The 21,651-nt window shown below is 52.2% G+C and carries 18 protein-coding genes; 7 read left to right on the top strand and 11 right to left on the bottom strand.

From position 1 onward, the window contains the following. Window positions 1-122: 122 nt before the first annotated feature. On the bottom strand, window positions 123-1,058 hold the full coding sequence (locus tag Abci_RS04445) for a Dyp-type peroxidase (protein ID WP_146806910.1): 936 nt from the start codon (window positions 1,056-1,058) through the stop codon (window positions 123-125). 282 nt (window positions 1,059-1,340) lie between these two features. Between Abci_RS04445 and Abci_RS04440 the strand changes: the two genes are divergently transcribed. Both Abci_RS04440 and cydB read left to right on the top strand, forming a co-directional pair. Then, a complete protein-coding gene (locus tag Abci_RS04440; protein ID WP_048837903.1) occupies window positions 1,341-2,777 on the top strand; it encodes a cytochrome ubiquinol oxidase subunit I in 1,437 nt (478 codons plus the stop codon). Window positions 2,778-2,781: 4 nt separating this feature from the next. Next, complete coding sequence (gene cydB / locus Abci_RS04435; RefSeq protein WP_048837902.1) at window positions 2,782-3,801, top strand: cytochrome d ubiquinol oxidase subunit II; 1,020 nt, start codon at window positions 2,782-2,784, stop codon at window positions 3,799-3,801. A gap of 355 nt (window positions 3,802-4,156) precedes the next feature. On the opposite strand, the gene Abci_RS04430 is transcribed toward cydB, so the two are convergent. Beyond that, window positions 4,157-6,460 carry a TonB-dependent siderophore receptor gene (locus Abci_RS04430; protein ID WP_244877581.1) on the bottom strand — a complete coding sequence of 768 codons (2,304 nt, stop codon included), beginning with the start codon at window positions 6,458-6,460 and terminating at the stop codon, window positions 4,157-4,159. A 271-nt stretch (window positions 6,461-6,731) separates the two neighbouring features. Between Abci_RS04430 and Abci_RS04425 the strand changes: the two genes are divergently transcribed. Together Abci_RS04425 and Abci_RS04420 are read left to right on the top strand one after the other, a co-directional pair. Further along, entirely contained in the window at window positions 6,732-6,920 is a 189-nt protein-coding gene (locus Abci_RS04425; protein ID WP_048837901.1) for a hypothetical protein, read from the top strand. Between the two features lie 42 nt (window positions 6,921-6,962). After that, a complete protein-coding gene (locus Abci_RS04420; protein WP_048837900.1) occupies window positions 6,963-7,550 on the top strand; it encodes a DNA-3-methyladenine glycosylase I in 588 nt (195 codons plus the stop codon). On the opposite strand, the gene Abci_RS04415 is transcribed toward Abci_RS04420, so the two are convergent. Genes Abci_RS04415 through Abci_RS04400 form a run of 4 tightly spaced genes read right to left on the bottom strand, consistent with a single transcriptional unit; the run spans window position 7,539 to window position 12,275 of the window. Further along, a complete protein-coding gene (locus tag Abci_RS04415) occupies window positions 7,539-9,140 on the bottom strand; it encodes a TolC family protein (protein WP_244877580.1) in 1,602 nt (533 codons plus the stop codon). The genes Abci_RS04420 and Abci_RS04415 overlap by 12 nt on opposite strands. Continuing rightward, the gene (locus Abci_RS04410; RefSeq protein WP_048837899.1) at window positions 9,137-10,933 is read right to left on the bottom strand and encodes an FUSC family protein; all 1,797 of its coding nucleotides are present in this window, start codon (window positions 10,931-10,933) and stop codon (window positions 9,137-9,139) included. The genes Abci_RS04415 and Abci_RS04410 overlap by 4 nt, the downstream gene beginning before the upstream one ends. Further along, a complete protein-coding gene (gene mdtN / locus Abci_RS04405) occupies window positions 10,914-11,963 on the bottom strand; it encodes a multidrug transporter subunit MdtN (protein WP_048837898.1) in 1,050 nt (349 codons plus the stop codon). The genes Abci_RS04410 and mdtN overlap by 20 nt, the downstream gene beginning before the upstream one ends. Window positions 11,964-11,966: 3 nt before the next feature. Further along, complete coding sequence (locus Abci_RS04400) at window positions 11,967-12,275, bottom strand: YtcA family lipoprotein (protein WP_244877579.1); 309 nt, start codon at window positions 12,273-12,275, stop codon at window positions 11,967-11,969. 98 nt (window positions 12,276-12,373) lie between these two features. Here Abci_RS04400 and Abci_RS04395 point away from each other — a divergent pair, with 98 nt between their 5' ends. Next, window positions 12,374-12,733, top strand: coding sequence for an ArsC family reductase (locus Abci_RS04395; protein ID WP_181015811.1), 360 nt, complete (start codon window positions 12,374-12,376; stop codon window positions 12,731-12,733). Window positions 12,734-12,768: 35 nt separating this feature from the next. Here Abci_RS04395 and bfr read toward each other — a convergent pair whose 3' ends face one another. From bfr to Abci_RS04380, 3 genes are all read right to left on the bottom strand, one after another. Beyond that, a complete protein-coding gene (bfr, locus tag Abci_RS04390) occupies window positions 12,769-13,254 on the bottom strand; it encodes a bacterioferritin (RefSeq protein WP_048837897.1) in 486 nt (161 codons plus the stop codon). A gap of 241 nt (window positions 13,255-13,495) precedes the next feature. Beyond that, window positions 13,496-14,281 carry a tetratricopeptide repeat protein gene (locus Abci_RS04385; protein ID WP_048837896.1) on the bottom strand — a complete coding sequence of 262 codons (786 nt, stop codon included), beginning with the start codon at window positions 14,279-14,281 and terminating at the stop codon, window positions 13,496-13,498. A 71-nt stretch (window positions 14,282-14,352) separates the two neighbouring features. After that, complete coding sequence (locus tag Abci_RS04380) at window positions 14,353-15,054, bottom strand: RBBP9/YdeN family alpha/beta hydrolase (RefSeq protein WP_048837895.1); 702 nt, start codon at window positions 15,052-15,054, stop codon at window positions 14,353-14,355. Between the two features lie 499 nt (window positions 15,055-15,553). On the opposite strand from Abci_RS04380, the gene Abci_RS04375 reads away from it, so the two are divergent. Further along, complete coding sequence (locus Abci_RS04375; RefSeq protein WP_048837894.1) at window positions 15,554-15,760, top strand: hypothetical protein; 207 nt, start codon at window positions 15,554-15,556, stop codon at window positions 15,758-15,760. A gap of 103 nt (window positions 15,761-15,863) precedes the next feature. On the opposite strand, the gene Abci_RS04370 is transcribed toward Abci_RS04375, so the two are convergent. Both Abci_RS04370 and Abci_RS04365 read right to left on the bottom strand, forming a co-directional pair. Beyond that, on the bottom strand, window positions 15,864-17,873 hold the full coding sequence (locus tag Abci_RS04370; protein ID WP_048837893.1) for an FUSC family protein: 2,010 nt from the start codon (window positions 17,871-17,873) through the stop codon (window positions 15,864-15,866). 448 nt (window positions 17,874-18,321) lie between these two features. Further along, window positions 18,322-19,968: a dihydroxyacetone kinase subunit DhaK gene (locus tag Abci_RS04365; RefSeq protein ID WP_048837891.1), complete on the bottom strand. Its 1,647-nt coding sequence runs from the start codon at window positions 19,966-19,968 to the stop codon at window positions 18,322-18,324. A gap of 113 nt (window positions 19,969-20,081) precedes the next feature. Here Abci_RS04365 and Abci_RS04360 point away from each other — a divergent pair, with 113 nt between their 5' ends. Beyond that, window positions 20,082-21,623: a dienelactone hydrolase family protein gene (locus Abci_RS04360; protein ID WP_146806908.1), complete on the top strand. Its 1,542-nt coding sequence runs from the start codon at window positions 20,082-20,084 to the stop codon at window positions 21,621-21,623. Window positions 21,624-21,651 lie beyond the last annotated feature (28 nt).

Below are 21,651 nucleotides of genomic sequence, written 5' to 3'. Positions count from 1 at the left end.
ACCCCGCTAAGTCCACCCGACTTGGCGGGGTTTTGCTTTTGAAACGGCTAGATACGACAAGTTATCCTCCATAGCACCCAATGAGGTATGGAGGATAATATCCAACAAGAAATTGTCTGACCTTACAAAGCCGCCGCATTGTCTAGAAAATCGGCGGTCGGAATAAAGAAAAGGCAGCCAGTTACAGGTGTGCTCACATCAAGAATACGGTCGTAATTGCCTGCGGGTTTACCAACAAACATATTGTTGAGCATCTGCTCTATACGTGCAGGGTTGCAGGCGTACCCAATAAAGTACGTGCCAAATTCCCCTTTGCCAATTTCGCCAAAAGGCATGTTGTCACGTACAATTTGAAGCTGCTGCCCATTCTCCTCAATATTGGTAAGCACATTGTGGGCATAACTGGGCTTAACAGAATCAGACAGTTCAATGTCAGACAGTTTTTTACGTCCGATAATATGTTCCTGAGTTTCGGTTGGAATAGCATTCCATTTTTTCAGGTCATGCAGATATTTCTGGATAATCACGTAACTTCCACCAGAAAACTGTGGGTCTTCCTGGCTAATCAAGCTTGCATCCATAGCAGCTTGCCCTGTAGGGTTTTCAGTGCCGTCCACAAAACCAAGCAGATCACGTTCATCAAAATATTTAAATCCGTGCACTTCATCAGTCACGGAGGCAACGTCCCCCAACCGGTCCACAATCGCTGCACCAAGTTCAAAGCACAAATCCATGCGGGCGGCACGAATGTGAAATAAGAGGTCACCCGGCGTAGAAGGAGCACGATGTACGCCGTTTATTTCCTCAAAAACATGCAGATGCTTTGGCCGGGATTTATCAAAAAGCTGATCCCATGCGGTGGAGCCAATTCCGGTAATGCAACTGAGCTTGCCATCTGGCACCCGAAAACCAACACCCCGTACAAGAGATGATAAGTCGCCCAACAGTTCCTTGATCTGTGTAACCTGCGGAGCAGAGAGAGTGGTCTCTTTGAATCTCAGGACCAGAAATAAGGCTGCCTGAGTGAGTTTGGTGTCGATAGGCTGTGGTGTGGCCAAGGTCTCATAGCTCCAATATGCGTGTAAATATGTTAGAATATTACAACGGAAATGACTGTTGGCTCTAGCCAACATAGAGGCTTATTTCAAATAATAAGCGGTCTCTAAAAGTTTATAATTATCTTTTATCACAAGATAAAACATTCCGCTTAGACCGCGTTAGTCTCTTGATCTAGTGTAGATCAAATAGACCCATTGGCATGTAGCCTCCCTAAGCTGGCATGACAGAAGCTTTTTTGGTCTCACATGAAAAAGCTGCTTTGACACGTTTGGAATAAACCGATGCATCCCCCCCATGACTTGGCGCTCCTTTTGGCGCGCTTTCAGTTTGCCTTTACTGTTGGTGTCCATATTATTTTTCCGGCTTTTTCCATTGGTTTGGCAGCATATCTTGCTGTGCTGGAAGGCCTATGGCTGAAAACGGAACGTTCTGTTTTCCTCGACCTCTATCGGTATTGGATCAAGATATTCTCTATCGTTTTTGGCATGGGGGTCGTGTCCGGGCTGGTCATGTCTTACGAATTTGGCACCAACTGGTCCATTTTTTCTCAAAAAGCAGGGCCGATCACAGGCGTGCTTCTTTCCTATGAAGTCATGACAGCGTTTTTTCTGGAAGCAGGATTCCTGGGGGTCATGCTGTTTGGCATGAACAAGGTTGGCCGGGGTCTACATTTTGCTGCAACATGCTGTGTTTCGGTCGGTACTTTAATTTCCATGACATGGATTCTCTCCTCAAATTCCTGGATGCAAACCCCACAAGGTTATTCCATAGACCCAGCAACGGGGCGGTTTATGCCGGAAGACTGGTTGGCCATTATTTTCAACCCCTCCTTCCCGTTCAGGCTTATCCATATGGGTCTGGCAGCATTCCTGTCAGTTGCGTTCATCGTGGGGGCAACAGCAGCATGGCACATGCTCAAAGCAAGGCGTGAGGGCAGGAACACAAGTGAGGCCGTCCGTGTCATGTTTTCCATGGCTATGTGGATGGCAGCTATCGTAGCGCCTGTGCAGATTATGGCAGGGGACGCACATGGTCTGAACACGCTGAAATACCAACCTGCCAAGATTGCTGCGATGGAAGGGGACTGGGAAACGGAATCCCATGCGCCAGAAATGCTGTTTGGTATTCCCAATATGCAAACCGAGCGCACGGATTACGCGCTCAAGGTGCCTTTGTTAGGGTCTTTAATTCTTACACATAGTCTGGATGGTAAAGTCCCTGGCCTGAAGGATTTTCCCAAAGATCAGCGTCCTCCCTCTCCCGTTATTTTCTTCTCGTTCCGGATTATGGTTGGTCTGGGTATGTTGATGGCGCTTGTCGGGTTCTGGTCTCTGTGGCTCCGGCATAAAAAAACACTGTTCAGCAATACAGCGTTTCATTGGGTGGCGCTGTGTATGGCTCCGGCTGGATTTCTGGCGCTACTGTGTGGTTGGGTCACAACGGAAGTGGGCCGCCAACCCTGGACTGTGTATGGCCTGTTAAGAACGTCAGAAAGTGTGTCTCCTGTCGCGCTCTCCAGCATAGCCGTTACCATGACAGCTTTTGTGGTGGTGTATGTGCTGGTTTTCGGGTCTGGAATAGGCATTCTGGTCCGCTTGCTGGGGCATGCTCCAGACCAGAACGAACATGATGCAAGCCCCGATCATGCGTCTGATATTATGGCAACCCGTATGCATCCGGGCCTTATTGATGCGTCTTCAGACAACAAAGGACACTAATTCCATGATAGACCTTGCCTATTGGCTTCCTGTTGTCTGGGCTGTCATACTCATTGCGGCCATCAGTATTTACGTTGTTCTCGATGGGTTTGATCTCGGCATTGGCATGTTATTTGCCGTGGAACATGACTCTGGCCGTCGAGATGTCATGATGAACACCATCGCCCCTGTCTGGGACGGAAACGAGACATGGATGGTTCTGGGTGGCGCTGTGATGTACGGGGTGTTCCCCGGTGCCTATGCCACCCTGTTGCCTGCGTTTTATCTGCCAATAGTCTTGATGCTGCTGGCTCTTATTTTTCGCGGAGTGGCCTTTGAATTTCGGGTCATGACAAAAGGCGCAAAGCAGGAGCGGCTATGGACCATGGGCTTCATGGTCGGCTCCGGGATTGGTGCATTCTGTCAGGGTGCCATTCTAGGCGGCGTTATTCAGGGCGTGAAAGTGACAGAGGGTGCTTTTGCAGGTGGCCCGCTGGACTGGCTTACACCGTTCAGCATTCTGTGTGGGTTCGCGGTTATGTGTGGCTATGCCTTGCTAGGCGCAACATGGCTTGTCTGGCGCACAACAGGCCAGTTGGAAGACTCTTGCCGCCATTGGGCAAGGCGTCTGGCATTTGGGCTTATTGTTTGTATTGTTGCTGTAAGCATCTGGACTCCCTTGCTCCATGCACCCTATCTGCGCCGCTGGACAGAATGGCCTAACCTGCTTTTTGTAGCACCTGTGCCTGTTCTTGTTGCTGTTTTGGGTGGGTTTTTAGTGGCCGGTTTGCGGAAGGGTCATTCCAAAGGACCATTTTTGTGCGCACTGGGATGGTTCTTCCTCTGTCTTTCAGGCTTTGGTATTTCCATCTGGCCTTATGCTGTGCCGCCTGCACTCACATTGTGGGACGTGTCTTCTCCGCCTTCCAGTCAGATGTTCCAACTTGTTGGGACAGCTATTCTGCTCCCTATTATCTTAACCTACACAATTTATTCGTATCGGGTGTTTCGCGGGAAAGTCACCGAAGCAGATGGTTACCACTAATATGATAGGTGGGAATGGAGACCACGCCCCTAAACGCATGACCGTTCGTTTAATGTGGTTTGTGCTTATCTGGGCGCTTAGCACAGCAGCATTCTTTCTCTTCGCATCCTGCCTGCATTTTCTGGTGCCTAAGTAAAACGCTAGTTTTTAAGAGGGAGTATAATACGTTTCTTATACTCCCTTTTTGGCTCAGAGTGCTGCAATCACATACAGTGAGAGTATAAGTCGCAGTTTGGCAATGAAGGTGAAACAGGGAGCCTGTCTTACCCCCAAACTCTTCAATGCTGCGCGGCAAAGCAGCAAGATGCCGAGCTTTTTAAAGTATACAGAACAGGTAACGGAACATCATATTCCGTTACCACTTATATTGCAGGCGGGCTGTAACACTCCGGCCTTGCCCATAATAACAGGCCGCTACACCGGTGCAGGTTGCTACAAAGCGTTTATCTGCAATGTTACGGGCGTTAACGGAGAGAGAAAGTCCTCTTAGGCGAGGGTGTGCGGTCTCAAAATCATATCTTAAAAAGACGTCAAACAGAGTGTAGCCCTTTATGGCAAGGCTGTTGGATGTGTTCCCGTAGCTTTCGCCTGTGTAGCGCACACCGCCACCGACCCCTAGCCCAGCCAGAGCGCCACGTCTGATCCGTTGGTCAAGGAAAAGAGAGGCCATCCATTTTGGGGCCTGTGCCAGATAATTCCCAATTTCAGTGGATGTATTGGAGCGGGTTATTCTCGCATCGCTGCGGGTGCCGGTGAAAATAACAGCCATATCCCAGGGTAGGGTTGCACGTCCTTCAAGCTCTAAGCCCCTAACACGGCCTTTCCCTGTTTGCACAAGGCACGTGCTTGTGCCGCAAAATGTCCCATTTGGGTCAGGAGATGTCATGTTCTTCTGGGTAATCTGGTAAGCCCCAAAAGTAATGTAAATGCTTTTGCCGCGCTGATAACGCAGCCCCGCTTCATACTGGTCGCCTGTAGTGGGTTTGAAGGGTGTGCCGTCAACAGACGATGAAGGATCAGACACTAAAGGCTGAAACGATGTTGCATAACTTGCATAGGGAGCCAGCCCGTTTTTAAATTGATATACGGCACCAGCACGCCAGGTAAATGCATTGGAGTTGGTAATATAGCGCTTGCGGGTCAGCGGATTATATGTGTTATCGCGTGCCCAGTCCTGCCGTCCGCCGACAGTGACATGCAGGTCTTTAAAAGTCATTTGATCCTGAAAATAAATACCGTTTTGCGCACTCACTGTATCTGTATAAACCTGAGGGGAGAGGTTCCCTGCAAAGCCGGTTGACCCACGGGAGGCGGGGTCGAAAATATTTAAAGTGGGTAGCACCATAGCGCTTGCTACAAGGTCACGCTCATGGCTCCAGTCTGTATAAAAATAATCTGTACCAATTAAAATAATGTGTTTAATCGGGCCTGTTTCATAACGCGCTTCAAATTGCGTATCGGTTGCCACCCCTTGCGACGTACCACGCCCTTCAACAGCACGACGGTTGACCGTCTGGCCCGCAACGCAGCCTTTTAAAGTTGAAGGACATTTTTGCAGCGTGTCACCAGACAGAACAGTGGCCCGGTAAAGCGTGTCCAGATTGGTGTAACGTGTATTGTTCCTGAGTGTCAGATGTTTGTTAAAATGATGCTCAAAGAAAGAGCCTGCCATGTATTGGTCACGGTCAAAAACATTCCATTTGGGTTCGCCAATAAAACTATGGTTGGAGATATGGCGGCCGTTGGATGCATAAAGCGTTCCTGTAGCAGGAAGAAACTGGAATGTGGACCCGCCTTCATCACGCTGATACTGGCCCAGAAAAGTCCAGTCTGTATGCTCAGTGACGTGCCATGTCAGGCTGGGAGAAACATAATAACGTCCCGTCCGCACATGATCCACCTGCGTATCGCCATAGCGGGCCAGAGCGACAAGACGCGCATCAACCTTGCCACTTTTGGAAATTGACCCGGATACATCGCCAGAGGCTTGCCCCTGCCAATTATCCATGGTGGTAAAGCCCGCCCCTTGCAGCAGCAACTCCCCTTTTGGGTGGGTTGTAGGCCGTTTTGTGACCAGATTAACCACACCTCCCGGTGCCGTTTGCCCGTAGAGTGCGCCTGATGGGCCTTTTAAAACTTCTATTTGCTGTAAGGCAAACGGGTCAAAAGACGTACGCGTCCATTGCCCACCAGACGGAAGGCGCAATCCATCCACAAAGTTGTTGTTGGATGAAAAACCGCCGGCCCCAAAACCACGGACTGAGACTTCATCAACCCGGCTATCAATACCTGAGGGCTCAGCCTGCACGCCAGCAGTATAGGACAGTGCATCCGCAACAGTAGGAGAGGCGCGTAAATCTATTTCTTCACGACTGATAATAGAGATGGTTTGGGGAGACTGAATAATGGGTGTGTTGGTTTTTGTAGCAGAAGACGCTTTAGATCTCCCAGTAGCAGTAACAGTTATAACTTCCTTATTACGGGCCCGCTGAGCGTTCTTGTCCTCGTTTTTCTGAGTATCTGCCGTGGTAGGTGGGGCAACAGGGGCCGCAAGAGCAGTGCCGCCACCCAGAGCCGTACAGACCACAGCCAGAGAAAGAAACCGCCGTGGCGGCAACGGATACAGAGAAATCAGGGGAAGGCGAGGCATACGTGTCATGTTCAGCTTTACTGGCAGGTAAGCGTTAACGGAATAATGCGGATCAGCTAATGATAATAAGAATTATTGTCAACTTAAACCGGTAATCCGAAACGGTGCGCAGTTCTCACTGTGGTTTTGGTGCATCACTGACGGAAAGCCATAAACAGGACTTTGTGTGTTTGTTGGGGAAACCTTTTCCAGTTTGGGGCATTAGTAAGGCAAGGGCCGCTATGGTGCCGTGCCCAGACTGCATAGAAAAACGAAGCAACACGCAGGTAAGGAGAAAGAAATGGCAGGCTTACTGCTCTTTTTCCAGCATCATGCTTGGAAAAACTATCTTGAGGGAAGCTCGGATCCTGCAACGCGTGGTCCGGACCATGACCCTCCCTCCTTGGGTTTAAAGAAGGGCAAACAGGCGGCGCTCAGGATGTTGGACGGTGTAAGCCTGAGTGTTATGCCGGAGTTAAAAGAAGGGTAAGCAGCCTCTGGTTTATCTGGCATGAGAAGAGTAAAAAGCCACATGAACCACGAGCCGTTTTCTCCAGACCTCCCCCGCTGCACATGGGCGCAAACCAACCCGCTATTGCGCGCCTATCATGATGAAGAATGGGGTGTTCCCGTAAAAGAGAGCCAGCAACTATGGGCCATGCTCATGCTGGAAGGCTTTCAGGCGGGACTATCATGGCTAACAGTGCTGAAACGCCGGGATGGGTTCCTGCGGGCGTTTGCGGGTTTTGACCCCGCAGCAGTCGCGCAGTTTGATCAGCAGGATGTTGAGCGGTTAATGGCTGATCCCGGTATTATCCGGGCGCGTGCCAAGATAGAGGCCACCATCGGCAATGCGCGCGCCTATTTGGCCATGCAGGCTAACGGTGAAGATTTTGCAACATTTGCGTGGGGCCTGGTGCCGGACGCGCCACTATGTAATGTCACGGGGCAAGTGCTGGCCCAGTCTCCAGAGTCTCAAGCTCTCTCAAAGGCTTTGAAAAAGCGTGGTTTCAAGTTTGTAGGTCCGGTCATTGTTTATGCCTGGATGCAAGCTGTGGGTATGGTGGATGACCATGACCCACAATGCTTTTGCTACCATACACGCAGATTAAAAAGCTGAAGGCGTACCAACAGAACCCGTTGCAAAAGCAAGGCTGACGGCTGCAATAAGGGCAGCATAATAGGTGTCGGACTGTCCCAGTTGAGCATCAAGCAGCCCTGTTTGCGCAAGCGTTGCTTGGGTAAGGGAACCAACACCCTGTTTATAAGCGGAAAAGGCAGCGTCAAAAGCTGTTTGCGACGCTTCTTGCAGTTTGGTGGCAGCACTGTAGGCACTTAAACTTGCATGCACGCCGTTTTCTGCAATCACAATCTGTTTTACGGCGTCATCCAGCGTACGCCTTAATAAAGCTTGTGCACTGTCAGCCTGATTTTGAGTTTGCTTCAGCACGGCTGCGCGTAGTCCGCCATCAAAAACGGGAATACTGACACCCCCCAAAATCAGGCTGCTAAAGTTATTGGAAGAAAGGTTAAGAGTGGGTGAGGAATCTGACCCAACACCGGGCACGGAAGAAAGCGCCAGATGCCCTGTTGAATAGGCAATATTTCCAGACAGAAAAACTTTCGGCAAAAACTCGGCTTTTGCAGCAGCTATTCGGCTTTGGGATGCTTTGGCCGTGGCATAAGCTGCCAGAACATCTGGCCTTTGTGCAATGGCTTTCTGTACCATATCGTCTGTCAGGCGGGCATCGGTTAAGGTCAGCTGGCGGTGGCCGACATTTTGCGTTTCCAGCCGGGTGTTGGGTGAAATACCCATGGCTGTTACAAGGTCCAGATAACTGTTTTCTGCGGCGTTCTGGGCTTGCACAAGGCGCAATTCGGCCTGCGCGGTCAGTTGTCGGGTTTGTGTCACATCTACAATGGTGCCTTGGCCCTGCCTCAGGCGCATTTCGGCAGCATCCTGAACCAGTTTAGCGTTTTTGACAGACTGCTCAATAAGGGAAACCCGAGCAGACGCCGCAGCATGTGTATAAAATGCTAGGGCAACACTATAAATTACCTTTTGGTGAGCTGCCGTAAACAACACATTGCTGGCAATTTGGGTTTGCTGGGCGGCTCTAATTGTTGCTTCCCGTTTGCCAAAGTCAAAAAGCAGCCACTCCATGCCCAGTGTCTGCACTTCTCCGGACCCGGAATTACGGTTACGCTGGCCACCGGTTTGAGACAGAATATCGTTGATATCTGAGCCAATCTCTCCCCCATTGCCTATGCGGGGGTTGGCACCATTGTTGCTCTGGTGAGTATACCCACCCACAACCGACGCGCTGAGGTGCGGCAAATACGCAGTTTGCAGCATACCGACAGCCAAAGCGGCATCCCGTGCGCTATTCCATGCCACGCGGGTTGTTGGGTTGCTTGATTGCGCAATGTCAATCAGTTCTGGCAGAGAATAGACATGCTCCGCCTGTATGCGCGGGTCCGCAGGTCTGGTCATCACTGTCTGGTTGGCCGGGAGAGTGAACCCCTGCGGCAGAACAAGTCCGTGCTGAGTTGTGGGTTTGCCGGGTAACAATTCCCCCTTGTCAGAAACCGCTGGTTGCCACGGGCTATCGGCGGAGCGTGGTGCTGTTTGTAAAGCCTGTGTGGCACAGCCTGTAATAAGCATACAGGCCATGAAACCAAGTGCTGCAAGTTGCCGTTTTTGCATCATGATAAAACAGACTGTTCAAGGGATGTTACCCGGATAAGGTGCGCGGGGTCTTCCGGGGTGACAAGCAGTGTCTCAAGGGATTGTTCAACCTGCCTGGCGGCTGCGCGATAAGCGTTAAAATGCGTCATGCCTGCACGCATATGCGCAGGTTCAAGGCTGGCAAATTCCATTGTTCGTTCTGCTTTGGCAAGGGCTGTTTGTGTTCTGGCAAGAAGCACCAGACGTTCAGTCAGGTTGTGGGTGGTGCACATCTGTTTAAGCCCTGCAAAAATATCGGCAAAAGGCTTGGCCAGTTTGGTGTAGGCACTACTGGACCAGAAAGTGGTAAACACCGCATAGGTAATGAAGTTACCTATGAGAATACCAATAATCCGGTCGCGCGCCGTGGTCATGTCTGTTGTGGGGCCGTAGCTTTTAAGGTCGGACAAAAAGAAAGCCAGAGCAATTTGTAAGCCTGCATAAGATATGCGCTCATCACCTGTTTTGACCCAGCTTGCCAAAAGTGCGCCTGCGCTCATCATGCATAGAAAGGCCGCTATGGTGTGTAAATGCGGCATAAAGACAATAATAGACCCAATGCCCATAGCGCCCCCAACCAGCGCACCGCTTATGCGCAGGGTGAGTTTTGACACCATTTCTCCCATGGTGGGGAGGGCAACAATAAAACAGGTAATAACGCAGGTGTGAATGCCCGGCCAGTTCAACACTTTAAACAGGAAATAACTGCACATGACGGCCGCCGTGCCTTTCACGGCAAAGCGCACATGCTCCGGGTTTGTAAACGCATCCGGAAATAAAAAACCCGATTTCTTTTTGAAACTTTTTTCTATGCGTTCAATGTCCTGCCCCGTATCAAAACAGCAAAATTGGGTCAGGATTGTTCGTAGCTCTGCAAACTCTGCTGGTGTTTCGGGTAAAGTAATATCTATGGGATAACTGCCTTTGGAAAAACAGTCTGCCATTTCAGAAAGTGTAAGAAGAAACTCTTGGGGTGGGGCTATATTCCGGTTGCCGCGTGTAAGAGCCTGCGTGAGCGTTAAGGTCGCAACACTGCTGTAAATGGCTTGATGTAAGCAGGCCAGATCGTCCTTGCGCCATATTTTTTCCAGCCCTGCCAGTCTCAGATATTTCAGCATGCTGTCAGCGCCTGTCCGCAGCATATCGGTTGCCTGTTCCTGCAAAGCAGGTGTCGGGTGCTGTAGAAGTGCAAGGCTCAAGCGCAGGCGTGCCGCAATTTCTTGTGTCAGCAGCGTTTTGGGAGAGGGGCAAATTAAGAGCCCCAGCACAACCATTGTCGCACCCGGCACAAGAATAAACAGGTCAGCGTAAAGCAGGGCTCGTGTTGCCACTTCACCAATAGGCGCCTGATCTATTGCAATCATGGCATAGACGATGACAAGAGCCAGAAGATACGCAACCGGCTTCAGTTTACTGGCCGACCCAAGAAAGAAGAAGAGAAAGGAAAGGAGGGCTGTGGCCACTACAATGGCCATGGGGTGGTCCAGTGTAAGATGCACCAGGCCAAAAAGCAGCAGGATGACCAGAGCGATCAGAATATTAAGGGCAACCCCAGCAAGAACATTTGTAACACGGTCTTTTTGCCATACAGCCACCGTGACTAGAGCGGGCACAGCGCTTTCTGGCACCTGCCATATTTCACAAACAAGAATAACAACCGCGCAGGCTCCCGCCATACGCAAAGCATAGCCGCTACGGCCGGGTGCAGGGTCCCACAGCAGCCGCCAGAAGCGGGCCGCTGTCAGGTGGATGCTGTCAGGGACAGGCTGCGCCATGATTGATCTCAACAGTGGCGGTTGCGCCCATACGGAGCAAATCCGGTGCGGCCGGATCCAACTTGATACGAACAGGAAAACGCTGGGCCACATGCACCCAGTCCATCTGACGCGGCACGAGGGGAAGGGTGCGGCCCAGCCCCGCTGAGTCGGCAGACAGAACGCCCCAGCCAATGCTTTCCACATGGCCACGCAGCGCTTTGTGCTTATCAATCAAGGAATAAACGGTGACACAGGCAGAGGGTTTTACGGCAGCCAGTTCTGTTTCGCGCATGTTTGCACTGACAAACCAGCTATCGTTGGCAATCAGCGTAAAAAGCACTTGTGACGGGGCAAGAATTTCGCCTTCCTTGACACGCAGGCTGGTAACATACCCATCCGTAGGCGCGGTAATTGTTGTCTGTTTAAGGGCATAGCGGGCTTGTTCAAGAGCGGCCTGTGCTGCCTGCTGTGCCGCAAGTGAACTTTTTAAATCTCCAATTGCCAGTTGTGCCGCACTGGCCTGCTTCTGGCTTTCCGTGAGGGAAACGGAGGCGTTGTTGAGCACTACACGCGCCTGATCATATTCCTGCCACGGGATATAGGCTTTGCCTGCAAGGGGTTTCAGGCGGTCTACGGTACGGGCTGCCAGATCCCGGTTGGTCTGGGCGCGTTGAGTCTGGTTTTGCGCAATTTCAGCGTTGGCTGTTTTGACAGCTACCAGACGTTCCTGATTTTCTACCTCTGCTGCGGCAAGAGCCAGATTGGCCTCGGCCTGATGCACGGCAAGCTGATAGGGTTCCGGGTCTATACGGTAAAGCAGGTCGCCTTTCTTGACGGCCTGATTCACATGGACACGCAGTTCCACCAACCGGCCCCCTACAGTGGAGGCCATGTGTACGACCTCGGCGTCTAATTCACCGCTATCTGAGGAAGGGTAAGCGCTGTTTTTATGCGCAACATGCACACCAAGCAGCGTGGCGCCTGTAAGGCAGAGAAGCGCTATAACAATGCCAACAGGTTTGGTGGTGGAGAGGGAAACTTTTTTCATTCGTTACGGGCCAAACCAGACGAGCCAGACCAGAAGGGCTGCAATAACGCCAAGAGAAACATAGGTAAAAAGCCGTAAACTCAAGAAAGCATCTATGCCACTGACAACAAAAAGCAGCCGCAATGTAACAGCAACAAAGACGCCAATAATGCCGCACAGCATCCAGCCGGGAAAATACGCGCCAAAAAGCGAGAAGGATGGAGCATGATGAGTTGCACACCCTCCCAGAAACAGAAGGGGGTATAAGGCAAACATGCGAGCGGAAGAGCGTAGCATGACAGCAAAGTGGTCTGACTTGTCAGAGCTTGTCAACCGGCTGCCATGATGGGAGGGGAATGGTGTTTTTCTGCAATAACGGCGCTATCTTGCAAGAACAGTTGGTAAATGAGTCATAACCAAAGGGGAACTCTATGGACGTGCCGGTAACTCTCTATGGAATCAAAGCCTGTGATACCATGCGTAAGGCGCGGGCTTGGCTGGATAGCCAGTCTGTTGCCTATACATTTCATGATTACAAAACCCAGGGCATTGACGCTGCGCGTCTGCAGAAATGGGTAAAACAGGTTGGCTGGGAAAAGCTGCTGAATAAAGCAGGTACCACATTCCGGAAACTGCCGGATGCTGAAAAAGTCAACCTGACGGAGGCGCGAGCCATAGAACTGATGTTGGCGCAGCCTGCCATGATAAAACGCCCGGTTATGGAAGCCGGAGAGCGTCTGGAAGTAGGCTTTAAGCCTGATGCATATGCGGTGTTTTTTAACCGTAAATAACATGCAGCCCCGTTATGGGGCTGCATAGTAACGGCTTAGTCCTGGTGAGGAGCAGCAGCAGAGTTGAGCTGAATGTAACGCTCAATACCGATCTGTTTGATGAGGTCAAACTGACGGTCGAGGAAGTCTTCGTGTTCTTCTTCGTTTTCAAGGATTTTCAGCAGCAGGTCACGGGAGACGAAGTCACGCACGCTTTCGCAATAGGCAATGCCTTCACGCAGGTCGGCCATGGCTTTTTCTTCAAGCTTCAGGTCGCATTCGAGAATTTCTTTTACGTCCTGCCCGATCAGGATGGTGTTCAGGCGCTGTACGTTGGGCAGGCCACCCAGATACAGGATGCGTTCGATCAGCCAGTCAGCATGACGCATTTCTTCGATGGATTCTTCGTACTCTTTCTTGCCCAGCAGGGTCACGCCCCAGTGGCGCAGCGTACGAGCGTGCAGGAAATACTGGTTAATGGCGGTCAGCTCGTTCGTAAGCTGAATGTTCAGGTGCTCAATAACCTTTGGGTCTTTTGCCATGTGTAAACTCGCTTATCTGTGGGTTTATGGGAATACAGACGTGTATTTAGTGCAGCTTTTTGCGGGATGCAATCCAAAAATGCGTGAAATATCAATATTGTAACTGAATTAAGTCTCACTATCAACAAAGTAATAGTGTTATGGATGTCTCTACTTAAGAATAAGATGCATCTATATTTGCGAAGAGTGTGTGGTCTTAAAAATAAGAACAACTCTCAGGCATGGTATTTTTTGTGACGCCTCAAGACCTTGCTGTGGGGGTCGCGGGTTCTGCACTTGAGAGGGGCAAGGTTTTCAGTCTTTCCTGCAACGCGGCATACAGGGCCGGGTCACCGTGGTTTTCCAACCTGCCCAAGGTATGGTTCATGGCCAAAAGAATGTCCGACGTGGCATTGGGAAGGGCCTTGCGCCACCATGTTATAGCCTCCTCTAGCTGCCCAGAATCGGCCAGGGCTGTGGCATGGTTGTGCTGGCCACGATAATCTCCGCCCTCAGCAGATCGTTGATACCAGTGTAAGGCCGCCGCCCGATCCTGCTCAATTTCCCAGCCTTCTTCAAGGAAGCGGGCAAGAATATTCATGGACTTCGCGTGCCCGTTTCCGGCAGCAGTTTGAAACAGCCCCAGTGCTTTTTTAAGGTCCTGCTGCACGCCTATCCCGCGCATATAAAGAATGCCAAGGTTATAGCGGCCCCATTCATCGCCCAATTGTGCTGCTTTTTCATAATGATCGGCAGCTTGCAGCAGGTCTTTGGGTGTCCCCCACCCAAAATGGGCGCAGCGGCCAAGCATGTTATGGGCTGGCCCGTATCCTGCCTGTGCCGCCATGGTAAACCAGATGCGGGCTTTGGTGGCGTCTGGTGGCACATGGGTGCTGTTAAGGAGCACTTTCCCCCAGAGAACCTGCTCCAGATGGTGGCCCTTCATGGCTTTCTGCCGAATGGCCTCAACGTCATCGGGAAGGCTGGGGGAGGGAGGGACGGCTCCCCTGCGGGGTTGAAAGAGGTGCTTCCACAAATATGCTGCCATAGGGTCCGCGCTCCTTCTCACCATCCTATATGAGAAAGAGTGTCATTATCGAAAGCGCGGAGGGAAGGCAATCAGGTGCGGGAGAAAGCCTGTGTTGCGTGGCATGTCAGGGCAAGAGCATGGAGCGCATTCAACCCAAGTGGCCAGTGTTCTACGTTGGCGTCCTGACCGATATGGCCTGCATACCCTGCATCAAGCAGGGAGGCTCCCCAGTTTTTGGCGAGCTGATGGGCTCGGTTTGCTTCCAGCCACGGGTCGTTCTGACTGAAGACAAGAGTGGCGGGGAACGGAAGTTTCTGGCTAGGGGGCGGCATGAAGCCTTCAATACGGGCGGCATCAGGCCCTGTATGGTTGGCCGCATCTGCCGGGGCTACTAATAAAGCCCCGACAACAGGGAACGTGCCGTACATATTGCTGCTTGTCGCATTGCTGGCATGGCGTGCGCTGAGAATCGCGCCCAGGCTATGGGCTATCAGAAGAACCGGTTTGCGGCTTGCCGCTAGCGTTTGGTGTAAACGCTCATGCCATGCTGCTGGCGTTGGGTTTTCCCAGTCATCCTGCTCCACCCGGCGAACGGACACGCCATGGGCCTGAAAGAGAGAAGCCCAGATGGATTGCCAGTGATCTTCCCCTGACCCGAACAGACCGGGCACAATAACCAGATCAAAAGGCAGCAACGCACGCACAAGGGCGGCGGACAGTTTGGTTGTAAGGTGCGGTAGGGGTGAGAGCGCATACGGTGAGGCGGTAGAGTGGCGCAGAATCGTGGGCATTGGACCTGTCTCCCTTCCCTGTAGTCATACCAAAATGACTGTCAGGAATTATATTCCACTACAAAATAAGAAAATTCAATATAAAAACACAAAAATAAATCGTGTTAATTTTGGGTGCCCAACACATGTTTGTTAAAAATAGCGAGTAGGCCAAGCTACAAAGCGCTGACTTGTTGTTCCGGATTGTCTTAATAATCTATTGAAAAACAATTAAAAATTTTATGATCTTGGAATGTATCGAACGGGATTGTCATAAAAAAGAAACACTTTTCAAAATCGTTTTATGGTGTTGACAGGGCCTACCTGCCCGCTCTAGGAGGGACTGGTCTGATAAATGCAGCACCACAGGCATGGAGGGATGGATCGCATGATGCACCAAAACACCACAGCAATGCGATGTTGCCGGTTTACGACGGAACACGCGCTTTAAACTGCCGGTAGAACAGACTGCCGGCGAGAAAGGCTCCTTACGGGGCCAGACCTTCAAGGGTATGTCAGTATGTTAGATTCAAAAATTATCGAGATTGATGGCGTTTTTCTGGGCACGGCAATTCTGACCGGAAGCACGGCAGGCCTGCGCTTTTACGCAGCACATGAGAGCGTGCGGAGCCTGCATAACGCGGTAGAACCTGATCTGGCCGGGCTGTCCCGGCAGGTGGCACAGCACTATCGCCGTAACGGCACGCATGCACAGCGCCACGTATAAGGTCTGGGCGACCTTATAAAGCTATTGGGCATTATCAGACGGTAAACGCTACAGTCCGGCAAGCGGAGTGTAGCGTTTTTTTGTTCTATGCTCGGGCAATCTTTTAAAACGCGTCTGAATCCATATCAGCCAGTAGTGTCTGCATGGTTTGCAGTGTCAGCGGTTCCTGATCCTGCTTGGTCGCAAGGTTTGCATAAAAGCTGGCCCGATTCCGGGCGTGGGTAGATGTGGCGGAGGAATTTTCCATCCACCAGACGCTTGCCGCCCCCGCCAGTTTGCGGAGCTGGAAAAGAATGGCGGCGTTTGTGTCCAGATAGTCCGTGCGCCTCAACCCTTCCACTTTAGCTTGCTGGCACAGAATCTCCGCACGGGTGCTGGTGGTGCCTGCTTCCCGGCGGGCTTTATCAATCTGTTCCCAGGCTACAGGTTCCGTGCTGCTTGCCAACGCTGCATAACGAATATTGGCTTTGAACGCCGCCGCTACTTGTTCGGACAAGGGGGCTTGCCGTTTTTCGGGCCACAGCAGCAAACAGGCCGCCAATCCTACCAAGCTTCCAATAATATTGTTGATGGAGCGGGAGAGGGCAACATCCCAGCCCAAGGCTGGGCTGACCAGATCCGTGACCAGCACAAACAGTTGCGTCATGAACATGACGCACAGCGTATAATTCACGCTTCGGAGTGCAATGGTCGCCGCAGCCAGCGGGAACACCATGAGCAAAATAGCCCATAGGGGGAACAGAACACCCATAACAGCAGCCAGAAGTCCGCCCGCAATACTGCCCGCCACACGCTCAATGGTACGCGGTAGGGTGGTGCTGACACTGGGCTGGGTTACAACCACAACAGCCATCATGGCCCAGTACGCGTAAGACAGGTTGAGTTTGAGCGAAATGGCATAAGCAACCAGTACGGCAACAGACAGGCGTGCGGCATGGCGCACAAAAATGGTGCGGTCAGCCGGTGCCGCCGCCATTTTGGTGGAAGACTGTAGGGGGCTGGTTGCGCTGTTTTGTGTTCCGGTATTGCGCCATGCGGTCTGTAAATCCGTAAGAGCCTGAGCACATTGATGCGCGCCCTTTGTAAATACATCAGTCTCCCGCTGTCCTAATATGCGCAGGAAGCGGATTTGGGCGTCCAGTGCCTCTGGCCGTGGTTCAGGGCGCAAACTCTCGCGTGCCACGCGATGAAGTGTGGCCGCAACCAGCCGCACCGTGCGCCGTGCAGTCGGAGGGTTTGCACCAGAAAGAACGGCATGTTCAAACGCCATAACCGCAATAAAAATACGGTCTGCGGCCTCAATGGCGGGGAGCAGCACAGCCCGGGTGCGGCTGGTAAAAGCACCTGCGGATAAAACTTCAATTTTACTGCGTGCCAGTTCAATACGGCTGCGAATATCGCGGCGGAACGCACTGATGGTCTGGTGATGCACGGCCTGTGGGGCGCTGCCTGGGGGCATGAAGTCCAGCAGGCGGCGGGTCATGTATCCCTGTTCCCGGAAAATGGCAGAACAGGCCTGCCGCTGTGGCGCGTAAGGGTCAACCGGCCATGCCAGAACACACACCAGAGTGGCCCAGACCGCACCCGCCGCAAACAAGCCAGAAAGTTGTAGCGCTCCCACGGGGGATTGCGGGTAACAAACGGCAACCACAGCAACAATGGCAACCAGTACGCTAATTTGCGTCGCAATGGCGCCCCGCATCCGTGCAAGCCCACAAACAAACGCAAAAACGCCAAGCCCAATAAAGGCTGGTACCGTCCCCAGGCCGGATGCAGCAGCCATAATGCCCGTGACACAGGTGCCAGCGGATGCAAATTTGAGCATAGTCATCAGGCGTGTACGCAGCAGACCGCCCGGATCAACTAGGCAGGTCCAGAATGCCGCAAAAGCAGACCAAGCCATAAGCGGCATGGCAAGCTTAAGTGCGACAATCATCACGGCCCCTACCGCCACGCCAGCCCGCATACCTTCCCGCATGGCAATCTGTTCCGGGGCAATGGCAATAGCCCGCACGCCCAGCCAATGCGCCAGAGCAGAGGGCAGGAGGCTACCGGAGATCATGCGCAGGACCCGATGCTTGCGCGGGCGTGGGGGGAGAGAAAGCTTGTTCATGCGCGGCAAATCAACTCAGGAAGGGTCGGTGTGCAGGCGTGCAAAGCATATAGCGGGGCAGCATTCAGTGCGCGGCACGGCCTGATGGGGAAGGGCGGAAAATACGGTTCGGTTTCTGTCATGGCTGTTGGCGTAAAGCAACAAATTCTTGTTGTAACAAGAGGCCGCACGCGCGGATTCTGGCGCAAACATGAGGCTTTCCCTTGTCTCTGGCACGACAGAGCAGGAAAAAGCGATAAAAATGGTCCGGAATGGTATTTTATAATTGCGTATGATTATCATTTGCGATAATAAGAATGCAGGCGCTGGGTTACAGTGGGGTATGGGGGGCGTACAGTCACACAACCCGGCGCCGCACACCTCTGACACAACTTCCCAAAGTAAACATACAGAACGCTCTGAACGGGTATTCATCCTGCTCAGAGCGTTCTGTTGTACTAATAATGCTTCAGGCTTGGTGCGCCAGAACTTCAAACAGCCGGGCAATAGCTTCAGCACCGGGGTCTGGCACATTGGCAAGCGTGGCGTCTGGCACATAAGAGGCACGGCCAGCGTTGGCGTGGGTCATGGTTTTTGTGGAGTCCGCTCCTGCTCGGGCAGCTTGAGCCGCCTCCGTGAGAGAGCCGTTTTTCACCAGAGCTTCAAAAGCGGGGTGAAGGGCATCTATCATGGTGCGGTCGCCCGGTTTGGCCCCGCCATGTTGCTGCATACTGGCTAACCCATCCCGCAAGGCTTCCGCCCAGTTGCCAGTGCTCTGGCCCGCGGCCGAAAACATGATGGAGAGCAGCACACCGCTGGACCCGCCCGCATGGCGCGCCAGCACGGCACCTAGAGTCGTGTAAAGCTGATGCGGGTTTGCAAGTGGCAGCCGGTCGAGTGTTTTGAGAATTTCGGTAGCACCTTCTGCAAAGGTCGAACCGGCGTCTCCGTCCCCAATCTGGGCATCCAGAGCATTGAGCGCATCTGCGTTTTCCAGCAGGGCGGCGCCAGCACGGCGCATCAAGGTTTCCAGTCGTGCATCAGAGGAGGGCGCAAAGCGAAATGTCTCGGGCAGAGCAGGCATGGGTCGCACTGCTGGAGAGCCAAAAAGCACAGCGCCCGGCCATGCGGTTGGCTCTACCGGTGCTGCCAGGGCTTTATGAATATCGTCTGTCAACGCAATGGTGGTGAGGGAAAAGCCATTCATATCCAGCGCGGTCATAACGGGAGCCGGGCCAATAATCAGGTCTATCTGCGCTGCAAGCTCTGTCTTGGCGAAGGCCTCCAGCAAGAGGGTGCTCTCAATCGGGGGAACCGTGCCAAGCATGTTCAGTAAAAGTGCGTAACGTGGTGTGGTTTTCTGGCCTGTTTTCTGTGCCAACGCTGCGCCAAGGCAGTGTGCCGCCTGCTGCATCAGCGTGTCAGCGTGGGCGACACTAATTTGCTGCGCACCCGGTTCACCATGGATGCCAAGCCCCAATTCTGCTTGGCCGGGTGAAAGGCGTGTGGTGTGTGCGGTATCGTAAGCGTTGCAGTCTGTCAGGGATAGGCCGATTGAGCTGACCGACTCTGCTGCGGCGCGTGCCTTGGCGGCTACAGTTGCAAGTGTGTCGCCCTGTGCTGCGGCATAACCGGCCACTTTTTGTACCAGAACGGTGCCAGCCAAACCGCGTGGAAAGCGGGCATGGGGGAGGGCAATGTCATCCCCCACAATAACCGTTTCAACCTGATGCCCCATGCTCCGTGCCTGTTCCGCGGCCAGAGCGAAATTCAGGCGGTCTCCGGTATAGCTCTTAATAACCAGCAGGCAGCCTGCCGGGCCGGTTACAGCCAGAATGGCAGCAAGAATGGCGTCAACACTGGGTGACGCGAAGAGAGAGCCACAAACGGCAGCATCAAGCATACCCGCGCCAACAAAGCCTGCGTGGGCGGGCTCATGCCCGGAGCCACCGCCTGAGATAATGGCGACATGCTCCGCATTGCGCTCTTTGCGCACAATAACCCGAATATCAGGGAAGCCATCCAGACGACATAGGTGGCTGCCAGCGGAGGAGCGGAGCAGGCCATCCAGCGATTCCGCAACAAGAGTGTCCCGGCTGTTGAAGAAGCGTTTCATGAAAAAGGCCTTGCCTGCAAAACTGAAGAAGGCCGAAAGTTTAGGCGCTGGACGCACTATTGGAAAGGGAGAGGCATATCAGTTCAGAGTTAAGACGATCCGTAGTCAGTGTAGTGATAAAAAACGTCTTGATTAAAAAAATAAATTTCAGTGTAAATAAAAAACAATTTTCTTTCTGGATTATAATAATGAAAATTAAGCTGAAGAGATTTAAAATTTCTTACTGTCTGGGTTTGGTGTGTTCCGGCCTTATGTCAGCAACTGTATGGGCGGCCCCCGCTTCTGTCGCGCAAAGCGCTGTGGTGCAGCGTTTTGATATAGAAAAGCCTGAAGGCAGCGTACTTGGTGTTATGCCGGAGGGAGAGGGGCCTTTTCCTGTAGCGTTCGTGGAAGAACACGGGGCCAGTGCCTCGGGCCTGGCGCATATGATGTGGCAACCCTACTCCTTGCTCAGTGCCTATTTTCTTTCCCGCGGATACGCTGTTGTGCATGTAAAAGGGTTGTTCGGGAAAGAAAAAAACCTATCGCCCTGTGCACTCGCGGCGCGCGCCCGCACTGACATTCAAGCAGAAGTTGAGTTCGTTCAGCATACTCTCACCGCTAATCCCAAACTGAACGTTAATGCTTTGGTTGTTGCTGGTGCGGGGCAAGCAGGCTTAACGGCGCTGGCTGCCTCTAGCGTGCCTGTGCCGGGCGTTAAAGCTGTCATGGCATTTTCGCCCACCTCTCAAAAAAGCATATGCAAGGAAGACTTACCCAAAAACTTTATCGCCGCAGCGGTAGAATTAGGCAAGCAGGTTGCTATTCCAGCATTTTACGCGGAAGGGCTGGCTGGTAATCTGATGGACGAGAAAGAGTGGCACAGTATGGTTACGGCTTATGCTGTCCACAATAAAAATGTGTTTTTTGTGGATATGAGCAGAACTCCACAGGGGCTTTATCCATTCTTGTCTTATGCAGATGGCTTTTCTTATTGGTCAGAAAAAGCAGATGGTTTTTTGAAAAAATCAGCTCTGCCCGTTACCGTAAAAAAGGCTTATCTCCCGCCAGCCCTTGATAATCCACATGCTACGCCATTTGCACCGTTGGACGATGTAAACGCTTTGCCGGATCAACGAAATGGAGCGCGCGCGGCGTATGAAGGTTTTTTGAAAAAACCAAAGCCACGTGCATTTTTTCTTTCAGATAATGGAACGTTTAGCGCGAGCGGCCAGGAAGATATTGTGCGGACGGGTCAGAAAAAGTGCGAGGAAGGCAAAAGAAATTGCAAACTTTATGCCTATAACACAACCGTTGTCTGGCGGGGCGCCTTGCGGGGAGAGACCAAGGTTCTTTCCGTGAACATTGGGCAGGGGCATACCTTTCAAATGTTTTCTGCAGACATAAAACCTGATTGCTCCATCAACTTTGTTCCAAAAATAAAGGTGGTGAGGGACGCATTGCATGGCATCGTCAAGGTGTCTGAGCAAACGCAACCTGCATCGTCTGTAGAGAAAAAATCTGGAAAAGCCTGTGAAACCCCAGTGAAGGGAACAGCTTTTTTCTATCAGGCAACCCCGGGTTTTACTGGGACTGACAGCGTGATGATAGAACGGCAAATCAATGCCGATGCCCAGCACCCTGAAACGGTTATTTTCAATATAACTATAAAATAAGAAGACATTAAAAAAGGCCCCACCTAGA

It is taken from the genome of Acetobacter cibinongensis (assembly GCF_000963925.1).
GTDB classification, from domain to species: domain Bacteria; phylum Pseudomonadota; class Alphaproteobacteria; order Acetobacterales; family Acetobacteraceae; genus Acetobacter; species Acetobacter cibinongensis.
Note: the sequence above shows the minus strand (reverse complement) of the source record. Positions and strands in the feature narration are given on the sequence as shown.

Bases quoted from the DNA above. Each gene is read 5' to 3' on its own strand.
- Abci_RS04440 (WP_048837903.1), top strand. From the start codon at position 1,341: ATGCATCCCCCCCATGACTTGGCGCTCCTTTTGGCGCGCTTTCAGTTT.
- cydB (WP_048837902.1), top strand. From the start codon at position 2,782: ATGATAGACCTTGCCTATTGGCTTCCTGTTGTCTGGGCTGTCATACTC.
- Abci_RS04430 (WP_244877581.1), bottom strand. From the start codon at position 6,460: ATGACACGTATGCCTCGCCTTCCCCTGATTTCTCTGTATCCGTTGCCG.
- Abci_RS04425 (WP_048837901.1), top strand. From the start codon at position 6,732: ATGGCAGGCTTACTGCTCTTTTTCCAGCATCATGCTTGGAAAAACTAT.
- Abci_RS04420 (WP_048837900.1), top strand. From the start codon at position 6,963: ATGAACCACGAGCCGTTTTCTCCAGACCTCCCCCGCTGCACATGGGCG.
- Abci_RS04415 (WP_244877580.1), bottom strand. From the start codon at position 9,140: ATGATGCAAAAACGGCAACTTGCAGCACTTGGTTTCATGGCCTGTATG.
- Abci_RS04410 (WP_048837899.1), bottom strand. From the start codon at position 10,933: ATGGCGCAGCCTGTCCCTGACAGCATCCACCTGACAGCGGCCCGCTTC.
- mdtN (WP_048837898.1), bottom strand. From the start codon at position 11,963: ATGAAAAAAGTTTCCCTCTCCACCACCAAACCTGTTGGCATTGTTATA.
- Abci_RS04395 (WP_181015811.1), top strand. From the start codon at position 12,374: ATGGACGTGCCGGTAACTCTCTATGGAATCAAAGCCTGTGATACCATG.
- bfr (WP_048837897.1), bottom strand. From the start codon at position 13,254: ATGGCAAAAGACCCAAAGGTTATTGAGCACCTGAACATTCAGCTTACG.
- Abci_RS04385 (WP_048837896.1), bottom strand. From the start codon at position 14,281: ATGGCAGCATATTTGTGGAAGCACCTCTTTCAACCCCGCAGGGGAGCC.
- Abci_RS04380 (WP_048837895.1), bottom strand. From the start codon at position 15,054: ATGCCCACGATTCTGCGCCACTCTACCGCCTCACCGTATGCGCTCTCA.
- Abci_RS04375 (WP_048837894.1), top strand. From the start codon at position 15,554: ATGTTAGATTCAAAAATTATCGAGATTGATGGCGTTTTTCTGGGCACG.
- Abci_RS04370 (WP_048837893.1), bottom strand. From the start codon at position 17,873: ATGAACAAGCTTTCTCTCCCCCCACGCCCGCGCAAGCATCGGGTCCTG.
- Abci_RS04365 (WP_048837891.1), bottom strand. From the start codon at position 19,968: ATGAAACGCTTCTTCAACAGCCGGGACACTCTTGTTGCGGAATCGCTG.